Origin of the sequence: Nocardiopsis sp. TSRI0078, from assembly GCF_001905145.1 — a bacterium.
Lineage (GTDB): Bacteria > Actinomycetota > Actinomycetes > Streptosporangiales > Streptosporangiaceae > Nocardiopsis.
This window is the reverse complement of sequence record NZ_LWLB01000007.1, coordinates 68,223-93,035: the sequence shown is the minus strand read 5'-3', so window position 1 is coordinate 93,035 and position 24,813 is coordinate 68,223. Positions and strand designations below refer to the sequence as shown.

At 72.4% G+C, this 24,813-nt stretch carries 21 protein-coding genes and 1 tRNA gene; 11 read left to right on the top strand and 11 right to left on the bottom strand.

The features are described 5' to 3' along the window. Nucleotides 1–180 precede the first annotated feature (180 nt). Nucleotides 181–942 carry a DUF3662 and FHA domain-containing protein gene (locus A6A08_RS08410; RefSeq protein ID WP_073701998.1) on the bottom strand — a complete coding sequence of 254 codons (762 nt, stop codon included), beginning with the start codon at nt 940–942 and terminating at the stop codon, nt 181–183. A 236-nt stretch (nt 943–1,178) separates the two neighbouring features. On the opposite strand from A6A08_RS08410, the gene A6A08_RS08405 reads away from it, so the two are divergent. Next, nucleotides 1,179–1,261 (top strand) — tRNA-Leu (locus A6A08_RS08405). A gap of 409 nt (nt 1,262–1,670) precedes the next feature. Here A6A08_RS08405 and A6A08_RS08400 read toward each other — a convergent pair. The 9 genes from A6A08_RS08400 to A6A08_RS08360 all read right to left on the bottom strand — a co-directional run bounded on the left by A6A08_RS08400 (nt 1,671) and on the right by A6A08_RS08360 (nt 13,529). Beyond that, nucleotides 1,671–2,414 (bottom strand): cupin domain-containing protein, encoded by a 744-nt coding sequence (locus A6A08_RS08400; protein WP_073701976.1) that lies wholly within the window; start codon nt 2,412–2,414, stop codon nt 1,671–1,673. Continuing rightward, entirely contained in the window at nt 2,411–3,433 is a 1,023-nt protein-coding gene (locus A6A08_RS08395) for a PmoA family protein (RefSeq protein ID WP_073701975.1), read from the bottom strand. The genes A6A08_RS08400 and A6A08_RS08395 overlap by 4 nt, the downstream gene beginning before the upstream one ends. Nucleotides 3,434–3,477: 44 nt before the next feature. Further along, nucleotides 3,478–5,364, bottom strand: coding sequence for an ABC transporter substrate-binding protein (locus A6A08_RS08390; protein WP_073701974.1), 1,887 nt, complete (start codon nt 5,362–5,364; stop codon nt 3,478–3,480). Nucleotides 5,365–5,429: 65 nt separating this feature from the next. Further along, entirely contained in the window at nt 5,430–6,602 is a 1,173-nt protein-coding gene (locus tag A6A08_RS08385) for an ABC transporter ATP-binding protein (RefSeq protein ID WP_073701973.1), read from the bottom strand. Beyond that, the gene (locus tag A6A08_RS08380) at nt 6,592–7,677 is read right to left on the bottom strand and encodes an ABC transporter ATP-binding protein (protein ID WP_242422184.1); all 1,086 of its coding nucleotides are present in this window, start codon (nt 7,675–7,677) and stop codon (nt 6,592–6,594) included. Before A6A08_RS08380 ends, A6A08_RS08385 begins: the two co-directional genes overlap by 11 nt. Before the next feature lie 13 nt (nt 7,678–7,690). Further along, nucleotides 7,691–8,872: an ABC transporter permease gene (locus tag A6A08_RS08375; protein ID WP_073701971.1), complete on the bottom strand. Its 1,182-nt coding sequence runs from the start codon at nt 8,870–8,872 to the stop codon at nt 7,691–7,693. A gap of 3 nt (nt 8,873–8,875) precedes the next feature. Further along, on the bottom strand, nt 8,876–9,877 hold the full coding sequence (locus tag A6A08_RS08370) for an ABC transporter permease (protein ID WP_143181716.1): 1,002 nt from the start codon (nt 9,875–9,877) through the stop codon (nt 8,876–8,878). A 64-nt stretch (nt 9,878–9,941) separates the two neighbouring features. Then, nucleotides 9,942–11,057 (bottom strand): Gfo/Idh/MocA family protein, encoded by a 1,116-nt coding sequence (locus A6A08_RS08365; RefSeq protein WP_073701970.1) that lies wholly within the window; start codon nt 11,055–11,057, stop codon nt 9,942–9,944. 66 nt (nt 11,058–11,123) lie between these two features. Beyond that, complete coding sequence (locus A6A08_RS08360) at nt 11,124–13,529, bottom strand: glycoside hydrolase family 3 N-terminal domain-containing protein (RefSeq protein ID WP_073701969.1); 2,406 nt, start codon at nt 13,527–13,529, stop codon at nt 11,124–11,126. Nucleotides 13,530–13,901: 372 nt separating this feature from the next. On the opposite strand from A6A08_RS08360, the gene A6A08_RS08355 reads away from it, so the two are divergent. After that, on the top strand, nt 13,902–14,525 hold the full coding sequence (locus A6A08_RS08355; RefSeq protein WP_073701968.1) for a TenA family protein: 624 nt from the start codon (nt 13,902–13,904) through the stop codon (nt 14,523–14,525). Nucleotides 14,526–14,610: 85 nt separating this feature from the next. Here the strand turns inward: A6A08_RS08355 and A6A08_RS08350 are convergent, their stop codons facing one another. Then, a complete protein-coding gene (locus tag A6A08_RS08350) occupies nt 14,611–15,117 on the bottom strand; it encodes an SSI family serine proteinase inhibitor (protein ID WP_073701967.1) in 507 nt (168 codons plus the stop codon). A gap of 78 nt (nt 15,118–15,195) precedes the next feature. Between A6A08_RS08350 and A6A08_RS08345 the strand changes: the two genes are divergently transcribed. The 9 genes from A6A08_RS08345 to serS all read left to right on the top strand — a co-directional run bounded on the left by A6A08_RS08345 (nt 15,196) and on the right by serS (nt 24,809). Further along, entirely contained in the window at nt 15,196–15,528 is a 333-nt protein-coding gene (locus tag A6A08_RS08345) for a rhodanese-like domain-containing protein (RefSeq protein ID WP_073701966.1), read from the top strand. 250 nt (nt 15,529–15,778) lie between these two features. Further along, nucleotides 15,779–17,782, top strand: coding sequence for a PAS domain S-box protein (locus A6A08_RS08340; RefSeq protein ID WP_073701965.1), 2,004 nt, complete (start codon nt 15,779–15,781; stop codon nt 17,780–17,782). A 123-nt stretch (nt 17,783–17,905) separates the two neighbouring features. Next, entirely contained in the window at nt 17,906–18,520 is a 615-nt protein-coding gene (locus A6A08_RS08335) for an ATP-binding protein (RefSeq protein ID WP_073701964.1), read from the top strand. A 126-nt stretch (nt 18,521–18,646) separates the two neighbouring features. Further along, on the top strand, nt 18,647–19,003 hold the full coding sequence (locus A6A08_RS08330; RefSeq protein WP_199866877.1) for an STAS domain-containing protein: 357 nt from the start codon (nt 18,647–18,649) through the stop codon (nt 19,001–19,003). 10 nt (nt 19,004–19,013) lie between these two features. After that, nucleotides 19,014–19,856, top strand: coding sequence for a glycosyltransferase (locus A6A08_RS08325; protein WP_073701963.1), 843 nt, complete (start codon nt 19,014–19,016; stop codon nt 19,854–19,856). A 36-nt stretch (nt 19,857–19,892) separates the two neighbouring features. Continuing rightward, nucleotides 19,893–20,519, top strand: coding sequence for a DUF4446 family protein (locus A6A08_RS27020; RefSeq protein WP_143181715.1), 627 nt, complete (start codon nt 19,893–19,895; stop codon nt 20,517–20,519). A gap of 9 nt (nt 20,520–20,528) precedes the next feature. Beyond that, nucleotides 20,529–21,476 (top strand): prephenate dehydratase, encoded by a 948-nt coding sequence (gene pheA, locus A6A08_RS08315; RefSeq protein ID WP_073701962.1) that lies wholly within the window; start codon nt 20,529–20,531, stop codon nt 21,474–21,476. 472 nt (nt 21,477–21,948) lie between these two features. Further along, on the top strand, nt 21,949–23,235 hold the full coding sequence (locus A6A08_RS08310) for a PP2C family protein-serine/threonine phosphatase (protein ID WP_083608986.1): 1,287 nt from the start codon (nt 21,949–21,951) through the stop codon (nt 23,233–23,235). 302 nt (nt 23,236–23,537) lie between these two features. Then, complete coding sequence (serS, locus tag A6A08_RS08305; RefSeq protein ID WP_073701960.1) at nt 23,538–24,809, top strand: serine--tRNA ligase; 1,272 nt, start codon at nt 23,538–23,540, stop codon at nt 24,807–24,809. The last annotated feature ends 4 nt before the right edge of the window (nt 24,810–24,813 follow it).

Below are 24,813 nucleotides of genomic sequence, written 5' to 3'. Positions count from 1 at the left end.
GCCTTTCGGCCGCGACCATTGTGCCCGATCGGTCAGGTCTTCGCGGAGACTACCCTCCCGGCCGGATATCCGACAGCGGGTCCGCATTCGGCCTGCCTCGGGATTTCGACCTGTCAGACGCCGACGGAACGCTGTTGGTTGCGGTCCTGTCGGGTCTGATCGGTCGGTCCCGCCGGGGTGTCAGTCGCGGCGGAACGTCATCGTGGTACGGCCCAGGCTGATCCTGCTTCCGTCCACGAGGCGGGCCTGCCTGACCTGCTGCCCGTTGACGAAGGTCCCGTTCGTCGATCCCTTGTCCACCAGGATCGCCTCGTCGCCGTCCAGGCGGATCTCCACGTGGTGGCGGGAGACGCCGTTGTCGACCAGGCGGAGGTCGCAGTCGGTGCCGCGACCGAGGAGGGTCACCGGGGTGGTCAGCTCGAAGGACTGCTGCATGCCGTGGCTGGAGATGCTGCCCTCGGTGGCGGCGCCGCCGGGGGAGATCAGCAGGCGCGGACGGCCTGCCTGGTGCTGGACCCCGGACGGGCCGGGATCGACCACGGGCTGGCGGACCTCGCCGTCCTTGCCGACCATGGTGCCGCGGACGACGCCGGAGCGGATCCGGAAGCGGCCCGTCTTGAGGCCCTCGTCGGACCTGAAGTGGACACGTACCGGACCCACGAAGGAGTAGCCCTGCTCCGTCGCGTAGTCGCGTGCCAGCTTGGACAGTTCCTGCCCCAGGCTGTCGGCGTAGACTTCCAGGCGCTCCTTGTCGCTGGCGGCCAGTTCGACGATGAAGTCGTTCGGGACCAGGGTGCGGCCCTGGGCGACGATCGCCGCACGCTCGTCCATCTCACGCTGGACGGCGCTCGCCACCTCGACCGGTTGGAGCTCGGACTTGAAGGCCATCGCGAAGGTGCCTTCGATCATGCCCTCAAGCCTGCGCTCGAAGCGTTGGAGCACTCCCACGAGGTACCTCCCTTTTGTACTCCACTTCGTATGTGTAGACGATCGTAACCGGGTCAGGGGCCCCCTGGTTTCAGGCGCACCCCCGGGAGGGCCCCGCGGGGCCCCGCGGCCGGCGGACCGGAATGCGTGTGCGACCCACCTCCAGACCGTGCTAGCCTTGTTCATGTCGCCAGGGGGAACCGGACGGAAAGCCCGGATCACCTGGCAACACAACTGCATACGAGTCACTCGGGCGGGTGGCGGAACGGTAGACGCGCACGGTTCAGGTCCGTGTGTCCGAAAGGATGTGAGGGTTCAAATCCCTCCTCGCCCACTCTACGCGGGTTGCTGCTCGCTGACCTCAGGTCAGCTTGCCGGCGGCCCGCTTTTTCTTTCGGGGGACGACCCCCGTGCCCCCGGACACCGCGGGTTGCTGCTCGCTGGCCTCCGGTCGGCTTGTCGGCGGCCCGCGACTTCTCTTCGGGACCCGTGGGACCACGCTACCCGGCGGAGGCCGCCAGACGCCCCTCGCCGGGTTCTCGCGTTCCCGGGGTTCCTGCCGGGGGGGCACCAAGGGCCCGGACGCAGCGGCGTCCCGGGGCGCGCGACGGCGCCGCGGGAGCCTCCACGAGGCGCCGCCGCGGCACCGGAAGGGGCCGGCACCGGGCAGCGCCCCCTACCCGGACGCTTCCGGTACCGGCCCCGGCTTCGCGGACCCCCGATCCGCTCTCATCCCGGTTCGCTCAGCCGACCCTCCTGGCGCCGTCGAGGTCCCACACCCTCAGGTGCCCGCACATACCGCTGCGGAGCGGCCCGGAGGGGGTGTCGGCGGTGTAGACGGCGGACTCCACGAGGTGCTCCCCGTCACCGTCGGCCAGCGCCTCCAGGTGCCGCACGGTGGTCCGCGCCTGGTGGACCGGACCCCGCTCGACGTGGTGGTGCCACCCGGCGGCCCGTTCGCGGACCAGTTCCACCGCGGCCCTGTACAGCCCCTCCAGAGCCCGCGGGCCCTCGCGCTCCACCCGCGCGCGCAGCTCCAGGTAGCCCTCCACGGCGAGGTCGCGGCGTTCCCGTGCCGCCCGCTCGGCCGAGGTGACGGCCTGGGGCAGCACGGTGGCCCGGCGGTAGGCGTCCGGATCGATCAGGACCTTGGCGGGGTAGGTGAGCACGGCGTCACCCGACTCCGGCAGGCCCGCGTTCTGCATGACGACCAGGATCTCCAGGTCCCCGCTGTCGTTGACCAGCCGGTGCACGGTCCCCGGCGTGAACCACAGCAGGCTGCCGGGACGCAGCGGGGTCTGCTGGAACCCGGCTCCGCTGAGGCTCTCCAGGACGCCCTCGCCCCGCAGCACCACGTACCCCTCCGCCGAGGCGGTGTGCAGGTGCGGCGAGCCGCCCGCGAGCCCGTCGGCCGCCGGCCAGTCGTAGACCCGCAGGTGGGAGACGGCGGTGCCGCCGGGGAACCCGGGGACACGCGGACCCTTCACCGCGCCTCCCCGGGTCCCGCGTTCCCGGCGGCGCCCGCCGCGGCGCTCTCGTCCGCCTCCCGTTCCAGCTCTCCCAGGCCCATGTCGGCGAGGACCTTGGCGCCCTCCCCGCCCCGGTCGCCGTCGGCGACGACGACCGCGTACCGGTAGGCGAGGGTGTCCCCCGCGTCGACGGTCACCACCTCGTCGAAGAACGGCGCCGGGCACACGCAGGCGAAGATCCCGCTGCGCACGAACCACTTCACGGGGTGGCCGGGGTTGTCCGGGGCGTCCACGAACACCAGCGTGGACGCCCCGTTCGTACCGTCGTGGCGGCCGACGAAGCCCAGCCAGGGCGAGCGCGTCCCCATGAGGTCGTCGTCGCCCTCCCGTCCCTCGGCGTGGACCCGGCCCCCGCTGAAGGAGCGGGGTCCGCGCCAGAACAGCCCTCCGTACCCGGCGTTGGGCCTCCCCTCGGTGGTGGGGCTGCCGAAGGGGACCGCCCCGCCGGTCAGGTTGGTGAACGAGGTCGTGAACACCAGGGTCCACGCCCCCCGGTCGGGGGCCGCGGTCACCCGCAGCCCCCGCCGTTCGGAGAACCAGGTCTCGCCCTGCTCGGTCACCCACTCCAGCCGTTCACCGATCGAGACCCGTTCCGGTGAGGTCTCGATCCGGTCGAAGGAGCGGTGCTCTGTCGAGCCGTCGTTGGCGAGCTGCCGGTACCCCGAGTCCCGGAGGTAGGTGGGGCCGCCCCAGAAGTTGGCCGGTCCCACGTTGGGCAGGGACCAGGCGATCCCCTTGTGCCACACGTGGTCGTGCGGCCGGTAGAGGCTGACGGTGTCCCCGCCCAGGGTGCGGATCGGATGGAGGTAGGGGCGCGGCGCCTCCAGCTGGACGTCCCAGGGCCGGTACACGTAGCGGAAGAGCTCGCCGCCGTCGTGGGTCAGGCGCAGTGAGCGCCCCTGCTCGTGGACCAGTCCCAGGCCGCTCGCGGCGGGTTCGCCGCCGTCGGCCGTGGTCGCCTCGGTGTTCGCGGTCATGTCCTCAACCCTTCTGTGGCCGTGTGGGAGGGAGTGCGTCGTGCTCACTCCTCGATGAAGTACTGCTCCGGGTTGGTCGGGCCGGGGTCGTTGTAGTTGCCGGAGGAGTACATCGACTCGGGCACGTTGTGGAAGTGGTTCGCGACGATCCCGTAGCCGGGCGGGCTCAGGCTGACTCCCATGGCGTAGAACTGCTCCTGGGAGACCGCCAGGAACTCGCGCATCAGCTCGATACGGGCCTCGGGGTCGGGCTCGGCCTGGACGGCGTCGTAGAGCTCCAGGTGATCCCGCACCTCGGCCGGGGGCTCCTGGGCGCGCGAGTCCTGGCCGTCGGAGACGTACCACTGGGCCCACGGGATGCCGAAGTTGGACTCACCGCTCTGGGTGGGCGCGTACCAGCGCGGGTCGTACATCGCGTCCATCATGCCGTTGTCGCCCGACCACACGTTGGCGTCGTGCTCGTTGTTCTCCCGGCGGCTCTGCCACAGCGAGCGGTCCTCGGTGTTGAGCTCCACGTCGATGTCGAGCTCCTGCCAGAAGCCCACGACCATCTCCATCGAGTCCACGATGTCCGGGCGAAAGCCCGTGGGCACCGACAGGGTGAAGCTCACCTTCTCGCCGCGCGGACTCAGCCGGAAGCCGTCGGAGCCGCGCTCGCCGTACCCCGCCTCGTCGAGGATCTCGTTGGCCAGGTCGGGGTCGTACTCGGTGTACTGCTTGGCCAGCTCCTCGTCGTGGAACGGGCTGTTCTCACGGGGCGCGCCCTGCCAGGGCTCGCCCTGGCCCCGGTAGACGACGTCGATGATGTCCTGGCGGTTGACGGCGTGGGAGAGCGCGACCCGGAAGTCGCGGTCGTTGAAGGTCCGCCGCAGCTCCTCGTCCTCGTGGGTGAGGTTGAGGGAGATCATCGCGGTGTTCATCTCGGCGGGCTGGAGCTCGAAGAACCCGTAGCCGCCCGCCTCGCGCCCCTCGGCCAGGGCGGGCCGGTTCTCCAGGGTGTTGAAGTGCCGCGAGTGCATGTCGAACTCGCCGTTGAGGGCCCTGACCAGCATGACCTCCTCGTCCGGGAGGATGTCGAAGACGACCCGGTCGATGTAGGGCAGCTGGTTGCCCTCGGTGTCGACCTTCCAGTAGTAGGGGTTGCGCTCCAGCACCATGCGCCCGGAGTCGGCCAGCGGCTCCACGACCTGCCACGGGTACATGGTGGGTATGTCGGGGTTCTGCCAGTAGCGGGCGCTGTCGATCACCCCCGCCTTGTCCTCGAACATCTCGACCCAGTCGGTGTAGCCCTCCTCCTCGGCCAGCTCGTCGGCGTCGGGGTTGTGGTCGATGTGGAACCGCTCCAGGTAGTGCTTGGGCTTGGTCACCACCTGGTACTGGAGGAGGTCGGACCCGGCCCACAGGGCGTCGGGCTCGCTGAAGGTGATGGTGAAGGTCTGCTCGTCGACCTTCTCGGCCGTGCCGGGTTCGGACGCCGCGACCGGGGTCAGGTCCTCGTTGTTGAAGATGTCGTTGAAGGCGAACACGACGTCGTCGGAGGTGAAGGGCTCGCCGTCGGACCAGCGCAGGCCCGCGCGCAGGGTGAAGGTCAGCTCGGTGGCGTCCTCGTTGTACTCCCAGGACTCGGCGAGGTTGGGGATCGCCTCCTCCCACTCCGGGTCCCAGCGGCTCAGGTTCTCGTAGCCCACGGTCCGGCCGAGCCAGGGCCAGTCGCCCACGCCGAGGATGGCGGTGTTCCACTCGCCGCCGTACACGCCGACGCGGTCGTGGGGCTCCACCACCAGCGGCTCGTCGGGCAGCCGCTCCTCCAGCGGCGGCAGGTCGCCCGACTCCACGAGTTCGGCGAGCATCGGCGCCTCGCCGGTGCCGCCCGCGGCTCCCTCGCCCTCGACGTCGGGGTCGAAGGAGAAGAAGGAGCACCCGGCGGTCATCACGACCGCCGCCGCGCCCGCGGTGGCGCCCGTCCACCGCCTCGTACCGCCTGCCGTCCGTCGTCTCATGGGTTCTTCTCCTGTTTCGTGGGGGGTTCCCGCGTCGCGCGGGCCGGGGGGTTGGTGCCTGTGGCGTCGGGACCGGTGATCCCGAGCAGGTCGAGTTCCTCGGCGTGGTGGCAGGCGACCGTGCGGCCCGGCGCGGTCGCGCGCGGCGCGGGCGCCTCGTCGGCGCACAGGTCGGTGGCGTACCGGCACCGGGGGTGGAAGGCGCACCCGGCCGGCGGCCGCGAGGGGTCGGGCACCTCTCCGGTGAGCCGGACGCGCTCGCGGGTGCCGCGCAGCCGCGGGTCGGGGACGGGCACCGCGGAGATCAGCGCCTCGGTGTAGGGGTGCAGCGGCTTCCCGAACAGGTCGCCGGTGGGCGCGACCTCCACGATCCGGCCCAGGTACATGACCGCGACCCGGTCGCACACGTGCTCGACCACCGACAGGTCGTGCGAGACGAACAGGTAGGTCAGGCCCAGATCGTCCTGGAGGTCCTGGAGGAGGTTGAGGATCTGCGAGCGCACGGAGGTGTCCAGTGCGCTGACCGCCTCGTCGGCCACGACCAGGCGCGGGCCGGGGACCAGGGCGCGGGCGATGGCCGCGCGCTGGCGCTGGCCGCCGGAGAACGCGTGCGGGTAGCGGCGCAGGTGCTCGGGGTGCAGCCCCACCCGCTCCAGGACCTCGCGGACGCGCGCCTCCAGTTCCGCCCCCCGCAGCCCCAGCAGCATGCGCAGGGGCTCTCCGACGATGTCGCGCAGGGTCATCCGGGGGTTGAGGGAGGAGTGCGGGTCCTGGAAGACCATCCGCACCTCCCGCAGGTAGGCGGCGGTGTCGTCGCCGGACAGGTCCAGGGCCTCCAGGACGCGGCCGTCGGCCGCGCGGTAGCGGATGCTTCCGGAGGCCTCGGGCCGAGCGCGCATGATGCTCGATCCCAGGGTGGTCTTGCCGCACCCGGACTCCCCGACCAGGCCGAGGGTCTCGCCCTGGTACACGTCCAGGTCCACCCCGGCGACGGCCCGCACGTGGCGGGGGCCGCGCCGCGAGCGTCCGCGCACGGGGTAGTTCACCTCCAGGCCGCGGACGCTCAGGACGGGTTCGGTCCGCGCTCCGTCCGGGGCTCCGGACGCGGGGGCGGCCAAGGGTCCGGCCGGCGCGGGGGCCTGCGGGCCGGTCGGTGTCTCAGTCGGCATCGGTGGTCTCCTTGCCGGTCGGGACGGCGTCTCCCCCGCCGGGGGCGTCCTCGGGTGCGGGCCCCTCGTCCAGGAGGCAGCGCACCCGGCGGCCGGGGCCCGGGGAGGTGACCGGGGGGACGGTGGTGTCGCACAGTCCCTCCACGGCCTCGGGGCAGCGGGTCCGGAACACGCAGCCGGTGGGCTGGCGGCCCGGGTCGGGGATGGTGCCCCTGATGGTGGGCAGGCGGCGCGAGCGGGCCGCGCCGATCCGGGGGACGGCCTCCAGCAGGGCGCGGGTGTAGGGGTGCCGGGGGTCGTGGAAGACCTCGTCCACCGGGCCCTGCTCGACCACCGTGCCCAGGTACATGACGGCGACCTCGTCGGCGATCTCGGCGACCACGCCCATGTCGTGGGTGATGAACAGCAGGCCCATGCCGGTGTCGCGGCGCAGGTCGGCGAACAGGTCGAGGATCTGGGCCTGGGTGGTCACGTCCAGGGCGGTGGTGGGCTCGTCGGCGATGAGCACGCGCGGGCCGCACGCCAGCGCCATCGCGATCATGACCCGCTGGCACATCCCGCCGGAGAGCTGGAAGGGGTAGGAGTCCACGACGCGCTCGGCACCGGGCACCCGCACCCGTTCGAGCAGGTCGACGGAGCGCGCGCGGGCCTCCCCGCGGGACAGGTCCCGGTGCAGGCGCAGGGACTCGCCGATCTGGTTGCCGACGGTGTGCACCAGGGACAGCGAGGCCATGGGTTCCTGGAAGACCATGCCGACCTCGCGGCCGCGTACCGAGCGGATCCTCCTCCCCGTCGGGCGGAGCGCGGCCAGGTCGACGGGCTCGCCGCCGCCCTCGGCCGGGTGCAGGAGGACCCTGCCGTCCACCACCCGGCCGGGCCGTTCCACCAGCTGCAGCACGGAGCGGGCCATGGCGCTCTTGCCGCAGCCGCTCTCGCCGACCACGCACAGCGTGCTGCCCCGGCGGACCGACAGGTCCACCCCGTCCACGGCGCGGACCACGGTGTCGTCGGTGGTGAAGTACGTCCGGAGGCCCTGGATGTCCAGGACGACGTCGTCGCGGGTGTCGGTCGTCACGGCGGCCACCTCCCTACCTGTACGGGTCGGCGGCGTCGCGGACGCCGTCGCCGACGAAGTTGAGCACCAGCACCGCCACGGTCACCGCGGCACCGGGCAGCAGGAGCCAGGGGGCGCCCGCGATCGAGTGGATGTTCTGCGCCTCCTGGAGGAGCACGCCCCAGCTCACGACCGGTGGCTGGAGCCCCAGCCCCAGGAAGGACAGCGAGGTCTCGGCCAGGATCATGAACGGCACGGCCAGGGTCAGTGAGGCGATGATGTGGCTGGTGAAGGACGGCAGCATGTGGCGGCCGATGATCCGGCCGGTGCCGCAGCCGTCCAGGCGTGCGGCCGTCACGAAGTCCTCCTGCCTCAGCGACAGGAACCGGCCGCGCACCACGCGCGCCAGGTCGGTCCAGCCGATGAGCGAGAGGAGCACGGTGATGGCGACGTAGGTCTGCACCGATCCCCAGTCGCGGGGCACGGCGGCGGACAGGCCCATCCACAGCGGGATGGTGGGGATGGACATCAGGAACTCGATGACGCGCTGGATGGCGTTGTCGACGCGCCCGCCGAGGTAGCCGGAGAGTCCGCCGAGCACGAGGCCGAGGACGAAGGACAGCGCCACCCCGGCCAGGCCGATGGACATCGACACCCGTGTGCCGTAGATGATCCGGGAGGCCATGTCGCGGCCGTTGCGGTCGGCGCCCAGCAGGTAGACGTCCTGGTCGGGGTCGGCGGCGCCGATCAGGTGGACGTCCGAGGGGATCAGGCCCCACAGCTCGTAGGGCTCGCCGCGCACGAACAGGCCGACGGGGATCCTCGTGGACTCGTCGACGGTGTAGGTGTTGGCGAGCGTCTCCGGGTCGCGCTCCACCTGGTAGTCGTACACGTACATGCCCAGGTCGAGGCCGTCCGCGGTGTCCGCGAAGTGGAGCCGCTGCGGCGGGGCGTAGGTGCGTTCGGCGTTGTAGGCGTCCGGTGTGCTGGGCGCGAGGAACTCGGAGAACACCGACACCAGGAGGAGCGCGCACAGCACGAGCGCGCCGGCGACGGCCAGCCTGCTGCGGCGGAAGCGCCGCCAGACGAGCACACGCTGGGGCACGTCCCCCGGCGGGGCCCCGGCGGTCCGGGGCTCCGTGTCGGGGGCCCCGGCCCCGGTGAGGGGTTCGCGGGACGCCTCCGGGGGAGCGGGGCGGTCGGGCAGTGCTCCCATGGGTCACACCCTCTCGACGTGGTGGTGGCGGATACGCGGGTCCCACCAGGCCAGCAGCAGGTCGGACAGCAGGGTGCCGACGACCGTCAGCACGCCGAGGACGAGGATGAAGCTTCCCGCCAGGTACATGTCCTGGTTGCGCAGGGCCTCGACCAGCAGCGGGCCGGTCGTCTCCAGGCTCAGCACGATGGAGACCATCACCTCGCCGCCCACGAGCGTGGGCAGGATCCAGCCGATGGTGCTGATGAAGGGGCTGAGCGACATGCGCACGGGGTACTTGAGGACGACCCGCCACTCGGGCAGGCCCTTGGCGCGTGCCGTGGTGACGTAGGGCTTGCGCAGCTCGTCCAGGAGGTTGGCGCGCAGTACCCGGATGAGCGCCGCGGTGCCCGCGGTGCCGATGATCAGCACCGGTATCCACAGGTTGGACAGCACGTCCAGGACCTTGCCCAGGTTCCAGGCGGCGTCGGCGTACTCGCGCGAGACGAAGCCGCCCACGCTCTCGCCGAAGTAGCGGTAGGACACCCAGGCGAAGATCAGCGCGAGCATGAAGTTCGGGGTGGCCAGGCCGACGAACCCGACGAAGGTCACCGCGTAGTCGCCCAGCGAGTACTGGCGGACCGCCGAGTACACCCCGAAGGGGAAGGCGATCGCCCAGCTCAGCAGCAGCGTGACCACGGCCAGGGCCAGGGTGAGGCCGATCCGGTCCCACATCAGGCCGGACACCTCGCGGTTGTACTGGAAGGACTGCCCGAAGTCGCCGTCCAGGACGATCCCGCAGACCCAGTTCCAGTACTGGACGAAGAAGGGGTCGTCGAGCCCGTACCTCTCCTCCAGCGCGCGGATCTGCGCGCTGTCCACCCCCTGCCCCTGCGCGGACAGCTCGGCGATGTAGGCGGTCAGGTAGTCGCCCGGGGGCAGCTGGATGACCAGGAACGCCACGATCGAGATGGCGAACAGGGTCGGGATCATGTACAGCACGCGGCGTATCACGTAGTGGAGCACGGTGCCCCCCTCGTGGCGGCCGCCGGACGGCGTCCGCCGGCCCGGCGGCGGGATCCGGCGCGCGTCACCACCGGACGCCCCCGCCGTCCATACGGGTGTGGAACGGGGACTCCGGTCCCAGGTCGGCGGGGGCGACGGGCCGTCCCTGGAAGGCGGAGGCGTAGATCCCCGCCACCAGGCGCATCGTGTCCAGCGACTCGGCGGAGGTCACCGGCGGCGCGGCGCCCTCGCGCAGCGCCGCCAGCACCTGGGCGATCTGGGCGCGGTGACCGCTGTCGGTCCCCCGCTCCCCGCCCTCCCAGGCGGCCGTGACCTCCTCCTCGAACCCGGGCGCCGGGGTGATCCGCCAGTCGGAGTCGCCGTAGCCGTACAGGTGGACCAGTTCGACGGTGGCCCTCTCGAAGTCGATCCGGATCCGGCTCTCCTCCTGGGGGGAGACCAGGCTGTTGACCACGCTGGCCACCGCGCCGTCGGCGAAGTCCACCCGGGCCAGCGACACGTCCTCGGTCTCGACGTCGCGCGCCTGGCGGCGGGCGACGGCCGACACCTCCGTCCACTCGCCCAGCAGGGAGAGCAGAAGGTCCATCTGGTGGATGCCGTGCCCCATGGTCGGGCCGCCGCCCTCGGTCTCCCACCTGCCCCGCCACGGCACGTCGAAGTACTCCTGGGGCCGGAACCACGTGGTGTGGCAGGCCGCCACCAGCGCACGCCCCAGCACGCCGGCCCGGGCCAGCGCCCGTACCCGCCGGGCGCCCGAGCCGAAGCGGTGCTGGAACACCGTGGCCAGCCACGGCCCCCGCTCCCCGCCCTCGGCCGCCGCCATCCTCTCCGCCTCGGCCAGGCTCAGCGCGGGGGGCTTCTCCACCAGCACGGACGCACCCGCCCCCAGGCAGGCCTCCACCTGGGGGCGGTGCAGGCCGGGCGGCGTGCACACGTGCACCAGCTCCGGCCGCTCCCGGTCCAGCATCTCGGTCAGATCGGTGTATCCGGTCGGAACGGCGAAACGGGACCGGAACGCGGACAGGGCCTCGGTGTCGACGTCGACCGCGGCGACGATCTCGGCCCGCTCCGGCAGGGAGCGCAGCGCCTCGGCGTGGAACCGGGCGATGTTGCCCGTGCCCACGAGCGCGACGCGGACCGGGCCCGCGGGCGTGGCGGCAGCCGGGGAGGGGGTGCTCATGTGTGGTTGTCTCCTCTGTGAGCGGGGGGTGTGGGGGGTGTTCGAGGAGTGCTCAGCCGCGGGGGCTCATCCGCGTGCGGCGACCTCCTGTTCCCGGTCGACGGGGTCGAGCTGGACGCCGCACGCCAGGCGGCGGGTGTGGTCCACCACGCGCGTCGGGCCCTGGAGCAGGACCGGGACGGTGTGCCGGACGTCCTCACTGGACGCGGACAGCAGCAGCTCCAGGCGGCCGGGCTCGACCACGCGCCGCCCGTCCGGCCCGGTGTAGGAGGACAGGTCCGCGTGGACGGTGAAGTCCACCGCCCGCGCCTCGCCCGCCTCCAGGTGCACCCGCGCGTAGCCGACCAGGCGCCTCCTGGGCCGGGCCACCAGCGCGACGGGGTCGTGCATGTAGAGCTGGACGACCTCGGTGCCGGCGGTGCCGCCGACGTTGCGGACGGTGCAGCCGACGGTGACCTCCCCGTCGGTGCCGGTCACGGGGACCTCGTCCCGGGGGGCGGGGCGGCCGTCCACGCGCGGGTCCTCCCAGGAGAACCGGGTGTAGGACAGGCCGTGCCCGAACGGGTGGAGCGGGGTGGGGTCCACCGAACTGACGTCGCTGTGGTGGGCCAGGTCGGGGCCGAGGTAGGTGGTGGGCTGGCCGCCGGACGAGCGCGGCACGGACACCGGCAGGCGCCCGCTGGGGTTGACCCGCCCCGAGAGCACGCCGGCCAGGGCGGGCATGCCCTCCTCCCCGGGCAGGAAGGCCTGGACGACGGCGGCGAGCCGGTCGGCGACCGGTCCCAGCGCGTAGGGGCGTCCGGACACCACCACCGCGACGACGGGGGTGCCGGTGTCGGCCAGGGCCTCCAGGAGTTCCTGCTGCACCCCGGGCAGGCGCAGCTCCTCGGCGTCGCAGCCCTCGCCGGAGGTCCCCCGGCCGAAGAGGTCGGAGCGGTCACCGACCACGGCCACGCACACCCGGGCGCGGGAGGCGGCCCGCACGGCCTCGTCGAACCCGTCGGTGGAGTCGCCGTCCACCGAGCACCCTGCCCGGTGCTCGACGCTCGTACCGGGCAGCTCGGAGCGCAGGGACTCCAGCAGGGTGGGGATCTCCACGCCGACGGCGGTGTCGGGGTGGTGCCTGCCGACGTGGGCGGGGAAGGAGTAGCAGCCGAGCACGGCGTCGGCGGTGTCGGCGAGCGGGCCGACCAGGGCCAGGTCCCCGGCGCCGGCCAGGGGGAGCGTGTCGCCGGGGTTGGACAGCAGCACCACCGAGTGCTCGGCGAGCTCGCGGGCCAGGGCGCGGTGCTCGGCGGGGTCCAGGTCCACGGGGGCGTCGGGGTCCTCGGGTTCGGGGGTCCAGTCGGCGTCGAGCAGGCCCAGCCCGCACTTTTGGAGCAGCACGCGCCGGGCGGCCCGTTCGACCAGATCCTCGGGCACCTCGCCCGCGCGGACCAGGGCGGTGAGCTGGTCGCCGTAGCAGTGCACGGTGGGCAGTTCGACGTCCACACCAGCGGTCAGGGCCAGGGCCCCGGCCCGGGCGGTGGACTCGGCGACGCGGTGCAGGGTCTGGAGGAAGGCGATGCCGAAGTAGTCGGCGACCACGGTGCCCTCGAAGCCCCACCGCTTGCGCAGCAGGTCGGTGAGCAGGCCGGTGTCCGCGGCGGCGGGCAGCCCGTCGTTGTCGTTGTAGGCGGACATGACCGATCCGGCGCCGCCGTCGCGTACGGCCATCTCGAAGGGCGGGAGCAGCACGTCGGCGAACTCGCGCGGGCCGACCGAGACCGGTGCCAGGTTGCGGCCGCCGCGGGAGGCCGAGTACCCGGTGAAGTGCTTGAGGGTGGCCACGATCCCGCTGGACTGGAGGCCGCGTACGTAGGCGGTGCCGACGGTCGCCACGAGGTGGGGGTCCTCGCCGATGGTCTCCTCCGTGCGGCCCCAGCGGGGGTCGCGGGACACGTCCAGTACGGGCGCCAGGCCCTGGTGGACGCCGACCCGGCGCATGCTCTCCCCGATCTGGGCGGCCATCCGCTCGACCAGGTCGGGGTCGAAGCTGGCGCCCCAGGCCAGGGGAACCGGGTAGATGGTCGCGGTCCAGGCGGCGAACCCGGCCAGGCACTCCTCGTGGGCCACGGCGGGGATGCCGAAGCGGTTGGCGCGCATGATCTCCCGCTGGCTGCGGGCCAGCGACGCGCGTCCGGCGACGGGGTCCACCGGGACGGTGCCGAAGGGACGGGTGAGCTGTCCGAGGCCGTCGGCGATCACCCGCTCCCACTCGGGCGGCTCCTGGGCGAGGTCGTGCTGGTGCGGTGCGACGGCCTCCCCCGAGGCGTCCGCGCGCACCCACACACCGTGCAGCTGGGCGACCTTCTCCTCCAGGGTCATCGACCCCAGCAGTCGCTCGACGCGCGTCGCTGCCGGGAGGGAGGGGTCCCGCCAGCTCTCGGCGGCGTCCTCCCGTTCGGCGACGTGGTCAGAGGGTCCGGTCATGTAGGTGTGCCTTTCTGTGCTCGGTGGGGGTGCGGAGAGGGGGTCCGTCGACTGGTGGAGGTCGGGCACTGGTCATTCGAAACTTTCGAAACTAGTATCGAAACTTACTGAACGAGAATGTACGTATTCGCGATGACCTGGTCAACCCCTGCGAGAGATATAAGTCACAGGTGTGCCGTGAGCTGGGGTTCAGGGGAAGTTTTGGCTGGTGAAGAAATGGAAGGTTTCGTCGGGGCTATCAATGGGAAGCGCTTGCCTGCCGAAACTTTCGACAAACCCGCTGGTCAGCCTGATCGGCCACGGGGGACGCGGGCCGCATCGGGAACACAGGGCGCATTGAGGACACGAGCCGGCGGATGGGACACTCCGGGCGTGGGAATCACAGAACGACTCCATGAGATCGGGCGGCCGCTGGTCGCCGAACAGCTGGCGCACCCGACGGTCGCCGGAATCGCCCGGGGCGACCTCGACGACCGCGCCTTCCGGTACTGGCTGGAACAGGACCACCTCTACCTGCTCGACTACGCGCGGGCCTTCTCCCGGCTGGCCTGGCAGGCCCCCGACGAGCACCTCGCCGACCTGGTGGGCATCGCGCACAGCACCCTCAACGAGGAGCTGGAGCTGCACCGCTCCCTGTCCGGGGAGTTCGGCGCGGACCTGACCACCCGCGACAAGGGGCCGGCCTGCGCGGCCTACACCGCGTGGCTGCTCGACGCCGCCGCGGACTACCGCGACGGGCTCGCCGCCGTCTACCCCTGCATGTGGGGCTACAACCAGCTCGGGCTCGCCCTGGCGGAGAAGCGCCCCGAGGAGCCGCGCTACCGCCGGTGGGTCGACACCTACGCCGACCCGGAGTTCACCACCCTCACCGAGCACTACGGGAGGATGCTGGAGGAGGCCGATCCCGACCCCGAACGCGCGGAGCGCCTCTTCCTGGAGGGCATGCGCCACGAGGTCGCCTTCTGGGACACGCCCCACACCGCGCCCACCGCCTGACCCCGGTACGGAGGAAGGGGGAGCCGGGCCGTGCGGCCCGACTCCCCCTCCCGCCGGCCGGTGGCCGGGTACCGGTGCGCCCCGGTCAGGGGTTGAGCACCGCCTCCACGGTCTCGAAGCGCTCGATCTCGCAACCGTTGTGCTTGTCGAACCGGGTGTCGATGTCGGTTCCGTCGATGTGGCCGGTCACGTGGGCGACCTCGGGGCCGCCCACCTGCATGGTGCACATCATGTCGGAGGTGTCGAGGACGAACGGCTCCGCGCCGACCTCCTCGATCCGTTCGCACGCCTCCTCGGGGGCGGGGTGGTCGCCGCCCACGGGGCCGCAGGTCAGGGTCCACACCCCTTCCTCGTAGCCTTCTTCGGGGGTCAGGGCCTCATCGTCGCTCAGGGAGCGCTCGATCGTCAGTCGGACCTCGGCGTCGCCGGAGGGGTCCTCGGCCGGGTCGGAGGGATTGGTGGTCTCGTCGGTCCGGGGGGCCGGCGCGTTCACTTCGGCGGGCTCGTTGCCGCAGGCCGTGATAAGCAGGCCAAGGGCTGCGAGAGCGGCGAGGCGGGTCGGCAGGGCCGTCGCGAAGGTGTACTGAGCCATATGGTTCGGACGCGGGGAGAACCCACCGGGTTCCCCGGATTCTCACATTTTACGAAGTACGCAGACACAGGGGGTCACATGTTCGGCAGCGAGGTCCCGGAGGCCGACGTCACCGAGGTGCCCGGGGACGCCTACGTGCTCGACGTCCGCGAGGACGACGAGTGGAACGCGGGCCACGCGCCCGACGCCACGCACATCCCGCTCGGCGAGCTGGGCCGGCGCGCGGCCGAGGTGCCGCAGGACCGGAGGGTCTACGTCGTCTGCCGTGTGGGCGGCCGCTCCGCTCAGGCCGTCGCCGCGCTCAACCAGGCCGGGTGGGACTCGGTCAACGTCGCCGGAGGCATGCAGGCCTGGCAGCACGCCGGCCGCGACCTGGCGGCGGAGGACGGCGCGGAGCCCCGCGTCATCTGACCTTCCTGCCCCCTCGGGCGCGCTGGCCGGAAACGTCGGGGGTGTGACCGGTGGGATGCGCCGTCCGGTCGGCCCCGCGTCCGGCGCCGCTCCCGCTGTTCTGCGGTGCCGCCAGGAGCGGTGTCGTGCTCCGCGGGCGCGGCCCGGTGAACCCTTTCCGGTCAGGGCGTCCGAGGCCCGGCTCCGTCGATTTGGCGCCGATTGCGCAAAGCACTGCCCCTCGGGGGCCTCCGGGTGGCACTATGACGTCGTGAGTTCCGAGCGCGCGCCCCTCAGCGCCGAAGCCGTGCTGGCCGCGTCAGCGGACGCGGTGGTCTGTGTCGACAGCGAACTCCGAGTCACCCTCTGGAACCCGGCCGCCGAGCGCCTGTTCGGCTGGCGCGAGGAGGAGGTGCTCGGGGAGGAGCTGCCGATCGTCCCCGCGGAGCTGAAGGCCGAGCACGGCGCGGTGCTCGAACACGTGCGCGCGGGTACGCCGCTGTCCATCCACACGCGCCGGGTGCGCAGGGACGGCGTGGTCATCGACGTGCGGATCAACACCAACCGCGTGCCCGACGCCGGCGGCGGGGTCGCCGGGTGGGTGCTCAGCCTCTACCCCTCCGACAGCGACGTGCAGGCCCGATCCTCGGCGATGGAGCGGGCCCGCCTGGTGCGGCGGCTCACCGACGTGGTCGTCGACATCAACGCCGACCTCAGCCGCAGGACCGTGCTCGACCGCATCTCCCGCGGCATCACCGAGCTCACCGGCGCGGACGCGGGCGGTTTCGTCCTGCTCAAGGAGGACCGCGTGGAGCTGGTGAGCATCTCCGAGCTGTCGGAGGACCTGCGGGGGTTCAGCGCGGCGCTGGACGACAGCCTCTTCGGCGAGCTGCTGCGCAGCGGCAAGTCCGTGCTGCTGGCCAACGAGGACACCCGCGGCCTGCAGGACCTGGTCTGGGCCGACCTGCCCGGGCTGCACACCATCGCTCTGGGCGTGTCCAACGTGCACGGCCGGCCCTACGGGGCCCTGTACGCGCTCTACAGCCAGCGCAAGGTCGGCCACGTGGAGCTGGAACTGCTCGAACTGCTCGCGGCGCACGCCGGCGTGGCGATCGGCAACGCGCTGGCCTACGAGGAGCTCAACCGCCAGCGCGTCCACGAACAGGCGGTGGCCGACTCCAGCGCCGACGGGATCGCCGTGCTCGACTTCGGCGGCCGGGTGCTCAAGTGGAACCGCTCGGCGGTGGAGCTCACCGGCTACGGGGCCGAGGTGGTGGAGGGGCGCCACCCGCCCTTCCCGCTGCCCGCCTGCCACGGGCAGCCGGTCAAGCACCGGCTCAAGGACGGGCGCTGGCTGGAGATCCTCATGGCGCAGATCCCGCGCACTCGCGAGTGGGTGGTGGACTTTCGCGACATCACCGCGCAGAAGGCCATGGAGGACGAACGCGAGGCCTTCCTGGCCACGAGCGGGCACGAGCTGCGCACCCCCATCACCGTCATCCACGGCTACGCCACCACGCTGCTGCGCAAGTGGTCCCGGCTCAGCCCGGACTCTCAGTACCAGGCGGTCGGCACCATCGCCGAGCGCTCCTCCGCCCTGGCCACGCTGGTGGACCGGCTCCAGCTGGGCTCGGACGTCTCCCGGGGCCAGATGCGGGCCGGCCGCGACCGGTTCGACCTGCCCGAGGTGCTGCGGCAGGCGGTCAGCGCCTTCCGCCCCCTGTCCGACCGGCACGACGTCACCCTGGAGGCGCTGCCGCCGCTCCCGCCCACGTCCGGGGACCCGCTGGCCACGAGCATGATCATGGACCAGCTTCTGGACAACGCCCTGAAGTTCTCGCCCGAGGGCGGGCGCGTACACGTCAGCGCCCGCGAGGAGGACGACGCCGTCGCGGTCGTGGTCGACGACGAGGGCGTGGGGCTGCGGCCGGGCGACGAGGAGCGGATCTTCGACCGCTTCGTCCAGTCCGGGGTGCGCGGCGACGACTCCGACTCCGGCTTCGGAGGTCTCGGCCTCGGCCTGTACATCGTGCGCCAGCTGGCGCGGGACCAGGGCGGCGACGTCACCGCCCAGCGGTTGGAGCGCGGGGCGCGCATGCGGTTCACGGTGCCCCTGTACCGCGAGGACGCACCGGAGGACGCCGAGCGGACCCCTACACGGTCCGAGCCGTCCCCCAGGCAACCTGAGTCACAGGAAACAACAAAAACATCATCAAGCCCAGAACCCCTGCCACGTCAGCGATCCCCGCGCCGACGTGCGAGCCGTACCCGGTGATTCACCTCGCGGTGGGTTTCCTCCCGAGGTGATCGGGGCATTTCCACCCCTGGTGGAATTCGCTGGCACACATCGGGCGGGTTCCGGACCGCCCGAGAGAGCACGAACGCGCAGGGATTCAACGTGTCAGGAGACCACACCCCACTCGACGCCGGGGACCGCCCGCACCAGGTCGAGCGGAGCGTCACGCTCCCCTACACCCCCGCCAGCGTGACCGACGCCAGGCAGCGGCTGTGCCGCGACCTGCGGGCCATGAAGGTCGACGAGGAGCGCGTGGACGACGCGGCCCTCGTCCTCAGCGAACTCGTCAGCAACGCCCTGCGCCACGCCAGGCCCCTGCCCACCCCCGGCAACCCGGAGAACAGTGTCGGCGTGTCCTGGCGCGCCGAGGCGGACCGCGGATCGCAGTCGGGCGGCTGGGTGGAGATCGCGGTGCGCGACGGCGGATCCTGCACCATGCCCCGCGTGGCGCCTCCCTCCGTCTCCGGCCTGGGCGGCCGGGGTCTGAGCATCGTCCAGACCCTGTCGGGGCGGTGGGGCACCGAGATGGACGCGACCACCACCACGGTGTGGGCCGTCCTGGAGATCCCCGCCGATGGGGCCGCTGACGAGGAGGAGGGCACGGCCGAGGGCCTGCCCGAGAGCCTGGGGAAGATCTCCTGCCCGGACGCGGCCGACGTCGTCGAGCTGCGGCTGGACGACCGGGAGGACGAGAGGGCCCGGAGCGCCCTGATCTGAGCGGGTCCGCCGGCCGGTTCCGTATCCGGGGAAAGCCCGTGCCGCGTGGCCCGGGAACGCCTCCGATGTCGCGAAACACCGTCGCTGAGGTGGCCCGCGGGTGACGCGGCCGCTACAGTCACGACTGTGGAGTTGAAGATATCAAGCCGGTCTCAGGAAGACGTCGCGGTGGTAACCGTGGGCGGTGAGGTCGACCTGTACACGGCACCCCAGTTGCGCAGCGAGCTCGTCGGGGCCCTGGACGGAGGGGCGCGGCGGCTGCTCGTCGACATGTCGCGGGTGGAGTTCTGCGACTCGACGGGCATCAGCGTGCTGCTCTCCGCCATGAAGCGCTCCCGCCACAAGGGCGGCGACCTGGAGATCGTGGCGCCCATGCCCGCGGTCACGAAGGTCCTGGAGGTGACCGGCCTGGACGAGGTTTTCGTCATCCATCCCGATCTCGACGCGTCGCCGGTGGCCGCGGGGACCGGCACGGCCCCGTAGGCGGGCGCGCGTGTTCCGGGGGGAGAACGGCGGTCCGGAGGGGACCGGGGTCGCCGTGGTGATCGCGGCCAAGGACGAGGCTCCACGGGTCGGCGCCACCGTGAGGGCCGCCCGCGCCCTGCCCGGAGTGGACCTGGTCGTCGTGGTCGACGACGGTTCCGCCGACCGTACGGCCGACGTCGCCCTCGACGCCGGAGCCCGCGTGTTCAGGCACGGCCGCAACCGCGGTAAGGGAGCGGCGATGGAGACGGGCGCGGAGGGCGTCCGGCTCATCGAGGCGCACGGGGAGGAAGCGGCCCGTCCCCCCAGGCACCTGCTGTTCCTGGACGCCGACCTGGAGGCCACCGCCGCGGACGCCGCCCCGCTCATCGAGCCGGTCACCGGCGGCAAGACCGACATGACCATCGCCCTCTTCCCCGCCACGCGCACGCGCCTGGGCGGGCACGGGTTCGTGGTGCGGCTCGCACGCGGCGGGGTCCGCAAGGCCACCGGGTGGGAGCCCGAGCAGCCCCTCAACGGCCAGCGCTGCATCACACGCGCCGCCTTCGAGGCGGCCAAACCGCTGGCCGCGGGCTTTGGCGTGGAGACCGGCCTGACCATCGACGTGCTGCACGCCGGCTTTCGGGTGCTGGAGGTGGAGGTGCCGCTGGAGCACCGGGCCACCGGCACCGACCTGCGCGCACAGCTGCACCGCGCCCGCCAGTTCGCGGACGTGGCGCGGGCGCTGGCGGTGCGCGAGCTGCGGCCCACGGCGCGGCGCCAGTGGGACCGGACCCGGGAGCGCGCGCGTACGGCCGGTTGGCAACTGGCGGGCAAAGTCGGTCACATGAGTTGGCGAAATCGCCTCAAGTAACCCCATGGATTCAGTGCGTAGCTATACGCTCGCCCTGTGTTCACTACGATCCTGGCTTTGACCGGAATGCTCTCGGGTCTGGGCGCGCTCGCCCTCGGCGGGTACGCGTTGTCCAGGACCCGGGTGGCCGACAACGACTCCCGGATGATCGCCCAGCGGACGGCGGAGGTCGGCGCCTCGGGCGTGGACCCGCTCGCCGTCCGCGACGTGGCGGTACTCCACTACGACGCCCTGGAGGAGATGTCGGGCGCCCGCTCCTTCTCCCTGGCACTGCTCAACAGCGAGGGCGACGGTGTGGTCGTCACCTCCATCAACGGGCGCACCGAGACGCGCACCTACGCCAAGCCGGTGGTGGGCGGCGAGTCCGACATCCTGCTCAGCCCCGAGGAGTACCGGGTCGTCCGCTCGGCCCGCCTGGGCGAGGGGATCGGCGCGAGCATGACGGCCGGGAGCACCCCGGCCCGCTCCGCGCCCCCGGCCGCGGGGACCGGTGAGAACGGCGGGGACGGCGGGGAGTGGACCGCGCACGCGGGTGCCGCGCCCTCCGGGACCGCACCGGGCACCGGGGCCGCACGGGGCGACGGGGACCGGGAGCCCTTCGTCACCGCGCTGCGCCCCACGGGCCGCAACGGACAGCCGCACCCGGGCCACGGCGCCGTATAGCCTGGCTGCATGCCCAACCGCTACGCCTACCTCGGCCCCGAGGGCACCTTCACCGAAGCCGCGCTGCGCGACCTGCGCCCGGACGCGCCCGACGGTGCCCGCGTGCCCTGCGAGGGGATCGCGTCGGTCTTCGACGCGGTCCGCTCCGGCGCGGCGGACGGAGGGGTGGTCCCGCTGGAGAACTCGGTCGAGGGCGGCGTCACCGCCACCATCGCCGAGCTGGTCAACGGCGCCCCGCTGCTCATCACCGGGGAGACGGCCATACCCGTCGAGTTCGCGCTGTTCGCGCGCGGCGGGACGTCCCTGGAGGACGTCAAGCGGGTGGCCACCCACCCCCACGCCCTCGCCCAGTGCCGGGGCTGGCTCGCCCGGCACCTTCCCGACGCCGACACGCACACCGTCTCCTCCACGGCCGCCGCCGCGCGTGCCGTGTCCGAGCCCGGCGCGCCCTACGACGCCGCGATCTGCGCGGTGATCGCCGGCGAGCGGTACGGCCTGCGCGCCCTGGCCTCGGGGGTCGGCGACCGGTCCGACGCCGCCACCCGCTTCATCTACCTGTCCCGGCCCGGCGCGCTGCCCGATCCCACCGGGGCCGACCTGACGTCCCTGGTCGCCTTCATCGCCGACGACCACCCCGGCGCCCTGATCGAGGTGCTCAACCAGTTCGCCGTGCGCGGGGTCAACCTCACCAGGCTGGAGTCGCGCCCCACCGGCGACGGGCTCGGCAGCTACTGCTTCTGCATCGACGCCGAGGGGCACGTGTCGGAGGCCCGGGTCGGCGAGGCGCTCATGGGCATCCGGCGGGTGTGCCGTGACGTGCGCTTTTTGGGCAGCTACCCGCGCGACGGGCGGGCCGCCGTGACCAACCCGCCGCTGCGGCCCCGCCCGGCCACCGACGCCGACTTCGTCGAGGCCGAGCGGTGGCTGGCGCGCGTCCGGGCCGGCCGGGTCGACTAGAGCCTGTTCTCCGAGCCGGGCCCTGGGTCCCGGGGGGCTGTTCGGGCGCACGCGGGGTCGCTGGAGGTGCCGCGGGCGGGTGCCGTGTGAGGGCCGTGGCCGAAGGCCGTCGTTCGAGGGCGGTGGCGGGCGAGGGGCGGGGCGAGGCGAGGGCCCGAGGAACACCGCCTGGCGGACCGGCCGGAGGCCTCCTCCCCGGTCCTCGCGGACCCGTTCCCGTCTCCGGGGCGCCCGTACCACCCTTTCGCCTAGGACGGGTGTGGCGGGTTGCCGGGGGACATGCGTTGGATGTGACCTTGGAGCGAGGCGGACCGGCGGAGGCCGGGCCCGGCGGGGAGCGGTCCGCGCTCCGGAAGGCGGATGGGTAGGGGACGCGGAACACGGGGGTGCTGGAGGCGTGTGCGCGGCCGGCCGGGGTACGGGCCGGGACCCTCGTGTGAGGCGACGGAGCGCGTGCCCGCACGGATGACGGATGGGCGGACGAACGAGCGAGGGGACGACCGGCCGGGGTGACATGGTGCTGGGCCGGATCCTGCAGGAGAGCCACCGGATGGCCCCCGACGAGCTGCCCGCGCTGCTGCGTCGGCACGGCGAGGCACTGGGAGTCACCAGACTGACCGTGTACCTGGCCGACGTCCAGCAGCAGACCCTGGTCGCACTACCCGACGAGCGGACCGAGCAGCCCAGGTCCGTGGCGGTCGAAAGCAGTCTGGCGGGCTGGTGCTACCGCACCATGTCACCCCGGATCGCCACCTCGGACAGCGGCGACCTGACGCTGTGGCTGCCGGTGCTGGACGGTATCGAGCGGGTCGGCGTGCTGAGCGTGCAGGCTCCCGTCCTGGACACCGCCGCCCTGGAGCTCTACCGGTCGCTGTCACCCCTGATCGCCATGATCGTGACCACCAAGGGCCTCTACAGCGACGCCTACACCTCCACGAAGCGTGTCGCTCCGATGCAACTGCCCGCCGAGATGGTGTGGGCCTCCCTGGCACCGCGTACCGTCGGCAGCCATACGGTCACCTCCAGCGCGGTCCTGGAGCCCGCCTACAACCTGCACGGAGACGCCTTCGACCACACGCTGAACAGCAGCACCCTGTACACCGTCATCCTGGACGCGATGGGCCACGACCTGGTCTCCGGCCTGATCGCCTCGGTCGCCCTGGCCGCCTACCGTAACGCCCGCCGCAACGGCGCGAACCTGGAGGAGATCGTCGACACCAGTGTCAGCGAGGTCTTTCCCGACCGCTACGTCACCGGCGTCTTCTCCAGCCTCGACCTGGTCAGCGGACAGCTGAGCTGGCTCAACCGCGGGCACCCCGCACCGCTGCTGCTGCGCGACCACGAACCGGTGCCCGGGGCGCTGGAGCGCGACCCCGAGCCTCCTCTGGGTCTGGGCCGCGACCTCCCCGGCACCGAGCACCGGATCCACCGGTACCACCTGGAACCCGGCGACCGCGTCCTGCTCTACACCGACGGTGTCACCGAAGCCCGCTCCCCCCGTACCGGTGAACTGTTCGGGGAGGAGCGCTTCGCCGGATTCGTCATCCGCGCCCTCTCCGCCGGGGAGTCCGCTCCCGAGGCCCTGCGCCGCCTCGTCCACGCCATCCTGGCCCACCAGGAGGACCGGCTCACCGACGACGCCACCATCGTCATGTGCGAATGGCACCCCTCCCAGCACTCCTCCCGTCCCCACACCCCCGGGCCGGTGACGACTCCCCCGCTCAGACGGGGAGCGCGGTGCCCCGCCGCCGGAACGTGAGGGGCGGCGGACCCGTGCCACGGGGCCCTCCCCGAGCGTGCCGGCGCCGCCTCCTCCAGGGTGGTGGCGCGGTGCAGCAGCTCCAGGCACAGGGCCAGCCGCAGCGCGACGTCCCCCGGGCGCGTGGCCTTCGGCACCTCCGACACGGAGGCGAGGTCCTCGGCGGTCATCTCGTTCATCGGCCCCATCGCCGTCTCCCCTCGTCAGGTCCTGTCACGGGGAGGACGCCGTTTCCCCACGTCCATGACGCGGTTGTGGAAAAGATGTCGGGGAGATCGGACCCGGGCGGTAACCTGCAAGGCGTGATCGACCTTCGCGCTCTTCGAGAAGACCCCGAACGACTCCGTGCCTCGCAGCGGGCCCGCGGGGAGGATCCCTCCGTCGCCGACCGGCTGCTCGAACTCGACGCCGGCCACCGCTCCGCGCTGTCCCGGTTCGAGACCCTGCGCGCCGAGCAGAAGAGCGTGGGCAAGTCCGTCTCCAAGGCCTCCCCCGAGGAGCGCGAGGAGCTCCTGGTCCGGGCCAAGGCGCTGGCCGCCGAGGTCAAGGAGGCCGACGCCGAGGCCGGACGCCTCGCCGACGAGCTGAACGCCGCCCTGGCCGCCGTGCCCAACCTCGTGGAGGAGGGCGCCCCCGAGGGCGGTGTGGACGACTTCGAGGTCCTGGAGACCGTCGGCACCCCGCGCGGGTTCGACTTCACCCCGCGCGACCACCTGGAGCTGGGCGAGATGCTCGGCGCCATCGACATGGAGCGCGGCGCCAAGGTCTCCGGCGCCCGGTTCTACTTCCTCACCGGTGTGGGCGCCCGGCTGGAGCTGGCGCTGCTCAACATGGCGATGAACCAGGCCGTCCAGGCGGGCTTCACGCCGATGATCCCGCCGGTGCTGGTCAAGCCCGAGACCATGGAGGGCACCGGGTTCCTCGGCGCGCACTCCGACGAGGTCTACCACCTGCCCAACGACGACCTCTACCTGGTGGGCACCTCCGAGGTGCCGCTGGCCGGGTACCACGCCGGGGAGATCCTGCCCGCCGACGCGCTGCCCCACCGCTACATCGGCTGGTCGCCGTGCTTCCGCCGCGAGGCGGGCTCCTACGGCAAGGACACCCGCGGCATCATCCGGGTGCACCAGTTCAACAAGGTGGAGATGTTCGTCTACACCCACCCGGACCAGGCGCACGAGGAGCACAAGCGGCTGCTCGCCTGGGAGCGGGAGATGCTGGACAGCCTGGAGCTGCCCTACCGCGTGGTGGACATCGCCGGCGGCGACCTGGGCACCAGCGCCGCCCGCAAGTACGACTGCGAGGCGTGGGTCCCCACCCAGGAGACCTACCGGGAGCTGACCTCCACCTCCAACTGCACCGAGTTCCAGGCCCGCCGCCTCAACACGAGGTTCCGGGACGAGGACGGCAAGCCCCGCTTCGCCGCCACCCTCAACGGCACGCTGGCCACCACCCGGTGGATCGTCGCCATCCTGGAGAACCACCAGCGCGAGGACGGCTCGGTGACGGTCCCCGAGGCGCTGCGCCCCTACCTGGGCCTCGACGTCCTGGAGCCGGTCGCCAGGAGGAAGTAGGCCG

Bases quoted from the DNA above. Each gene is read 5' to 3' on its own strand.
- A6A08_RS08395 (WP_073701975.1), bottom strand. From the start codon at position 3,433: ATGACCGCGAACACCGAGGCGACCACGGCCGACGGCGGCGAACCCGCC.
- A6A08_RS08390 (WP_073701974.1), bottom strand. From the start codon at position 5,364: ATGACCGCCGGGTGCTCCTTCTTCTCCTTCGACCCCGACGTCGAGGGC.
- A6A08_RS08385 (WP_073701973.1), bottom strand. From the start codon at position 6,602: ATGCCGACTGAGACACCGACCGGCCCGCAGGCCCCCGCGCCGGCCGGA.
- A6A08_RS08375 (WP_073701971.1), bottom strand. From the start codon at position 8,872: ATGGGAGCACTGCCCGACCGCCCCGCTCCCCCGGAGGCGTCCCGCGAA.
- A6A08_RS08365 (WP_073701970.1), bottom strand. From the start codon at position 11,057: ATGAGCACCCCCTCCCCGGCTGCCGCCACGCCCGCGGGCCCGGTCCGC.
- A6A08_RS08360 (WP_073701969.1), bottom strand. From the start codon at position 13,529: ATGACCGGACCCTCTGACCACGTCGCCGAACGGGAGGACGCCGCCGAG.
- A6A08_RS08350 (WP_073701967.1), bottom strand. From the start codon at position 15,117: ATGGCTCAGTACACCTTCGCGACGGCCCTGCCGACCCGCCTCGCCGCT.
- A6A08_RS08345 (WP_073701966.1), top strand. From the start codon at position 15,196: ATGTTCGGCAGCGAGGTCCCGGAGGCCGACGTCACCGAGGTGCCCGGG.
- pheA (WP_073701962.1), top strand. From the start codon at position 20,529: ATGCCCAACCGCTACGCCTACCTCGGCCCCGAGGGCACCTTCACCGAA.
- A6A08_RS08310 (WP_083608986.1), top strand. From the start codon at position 21,949: ATGGGCGGACGAACGAGCGAGGGGACGACCGGCCGGGGTGACATGGTG.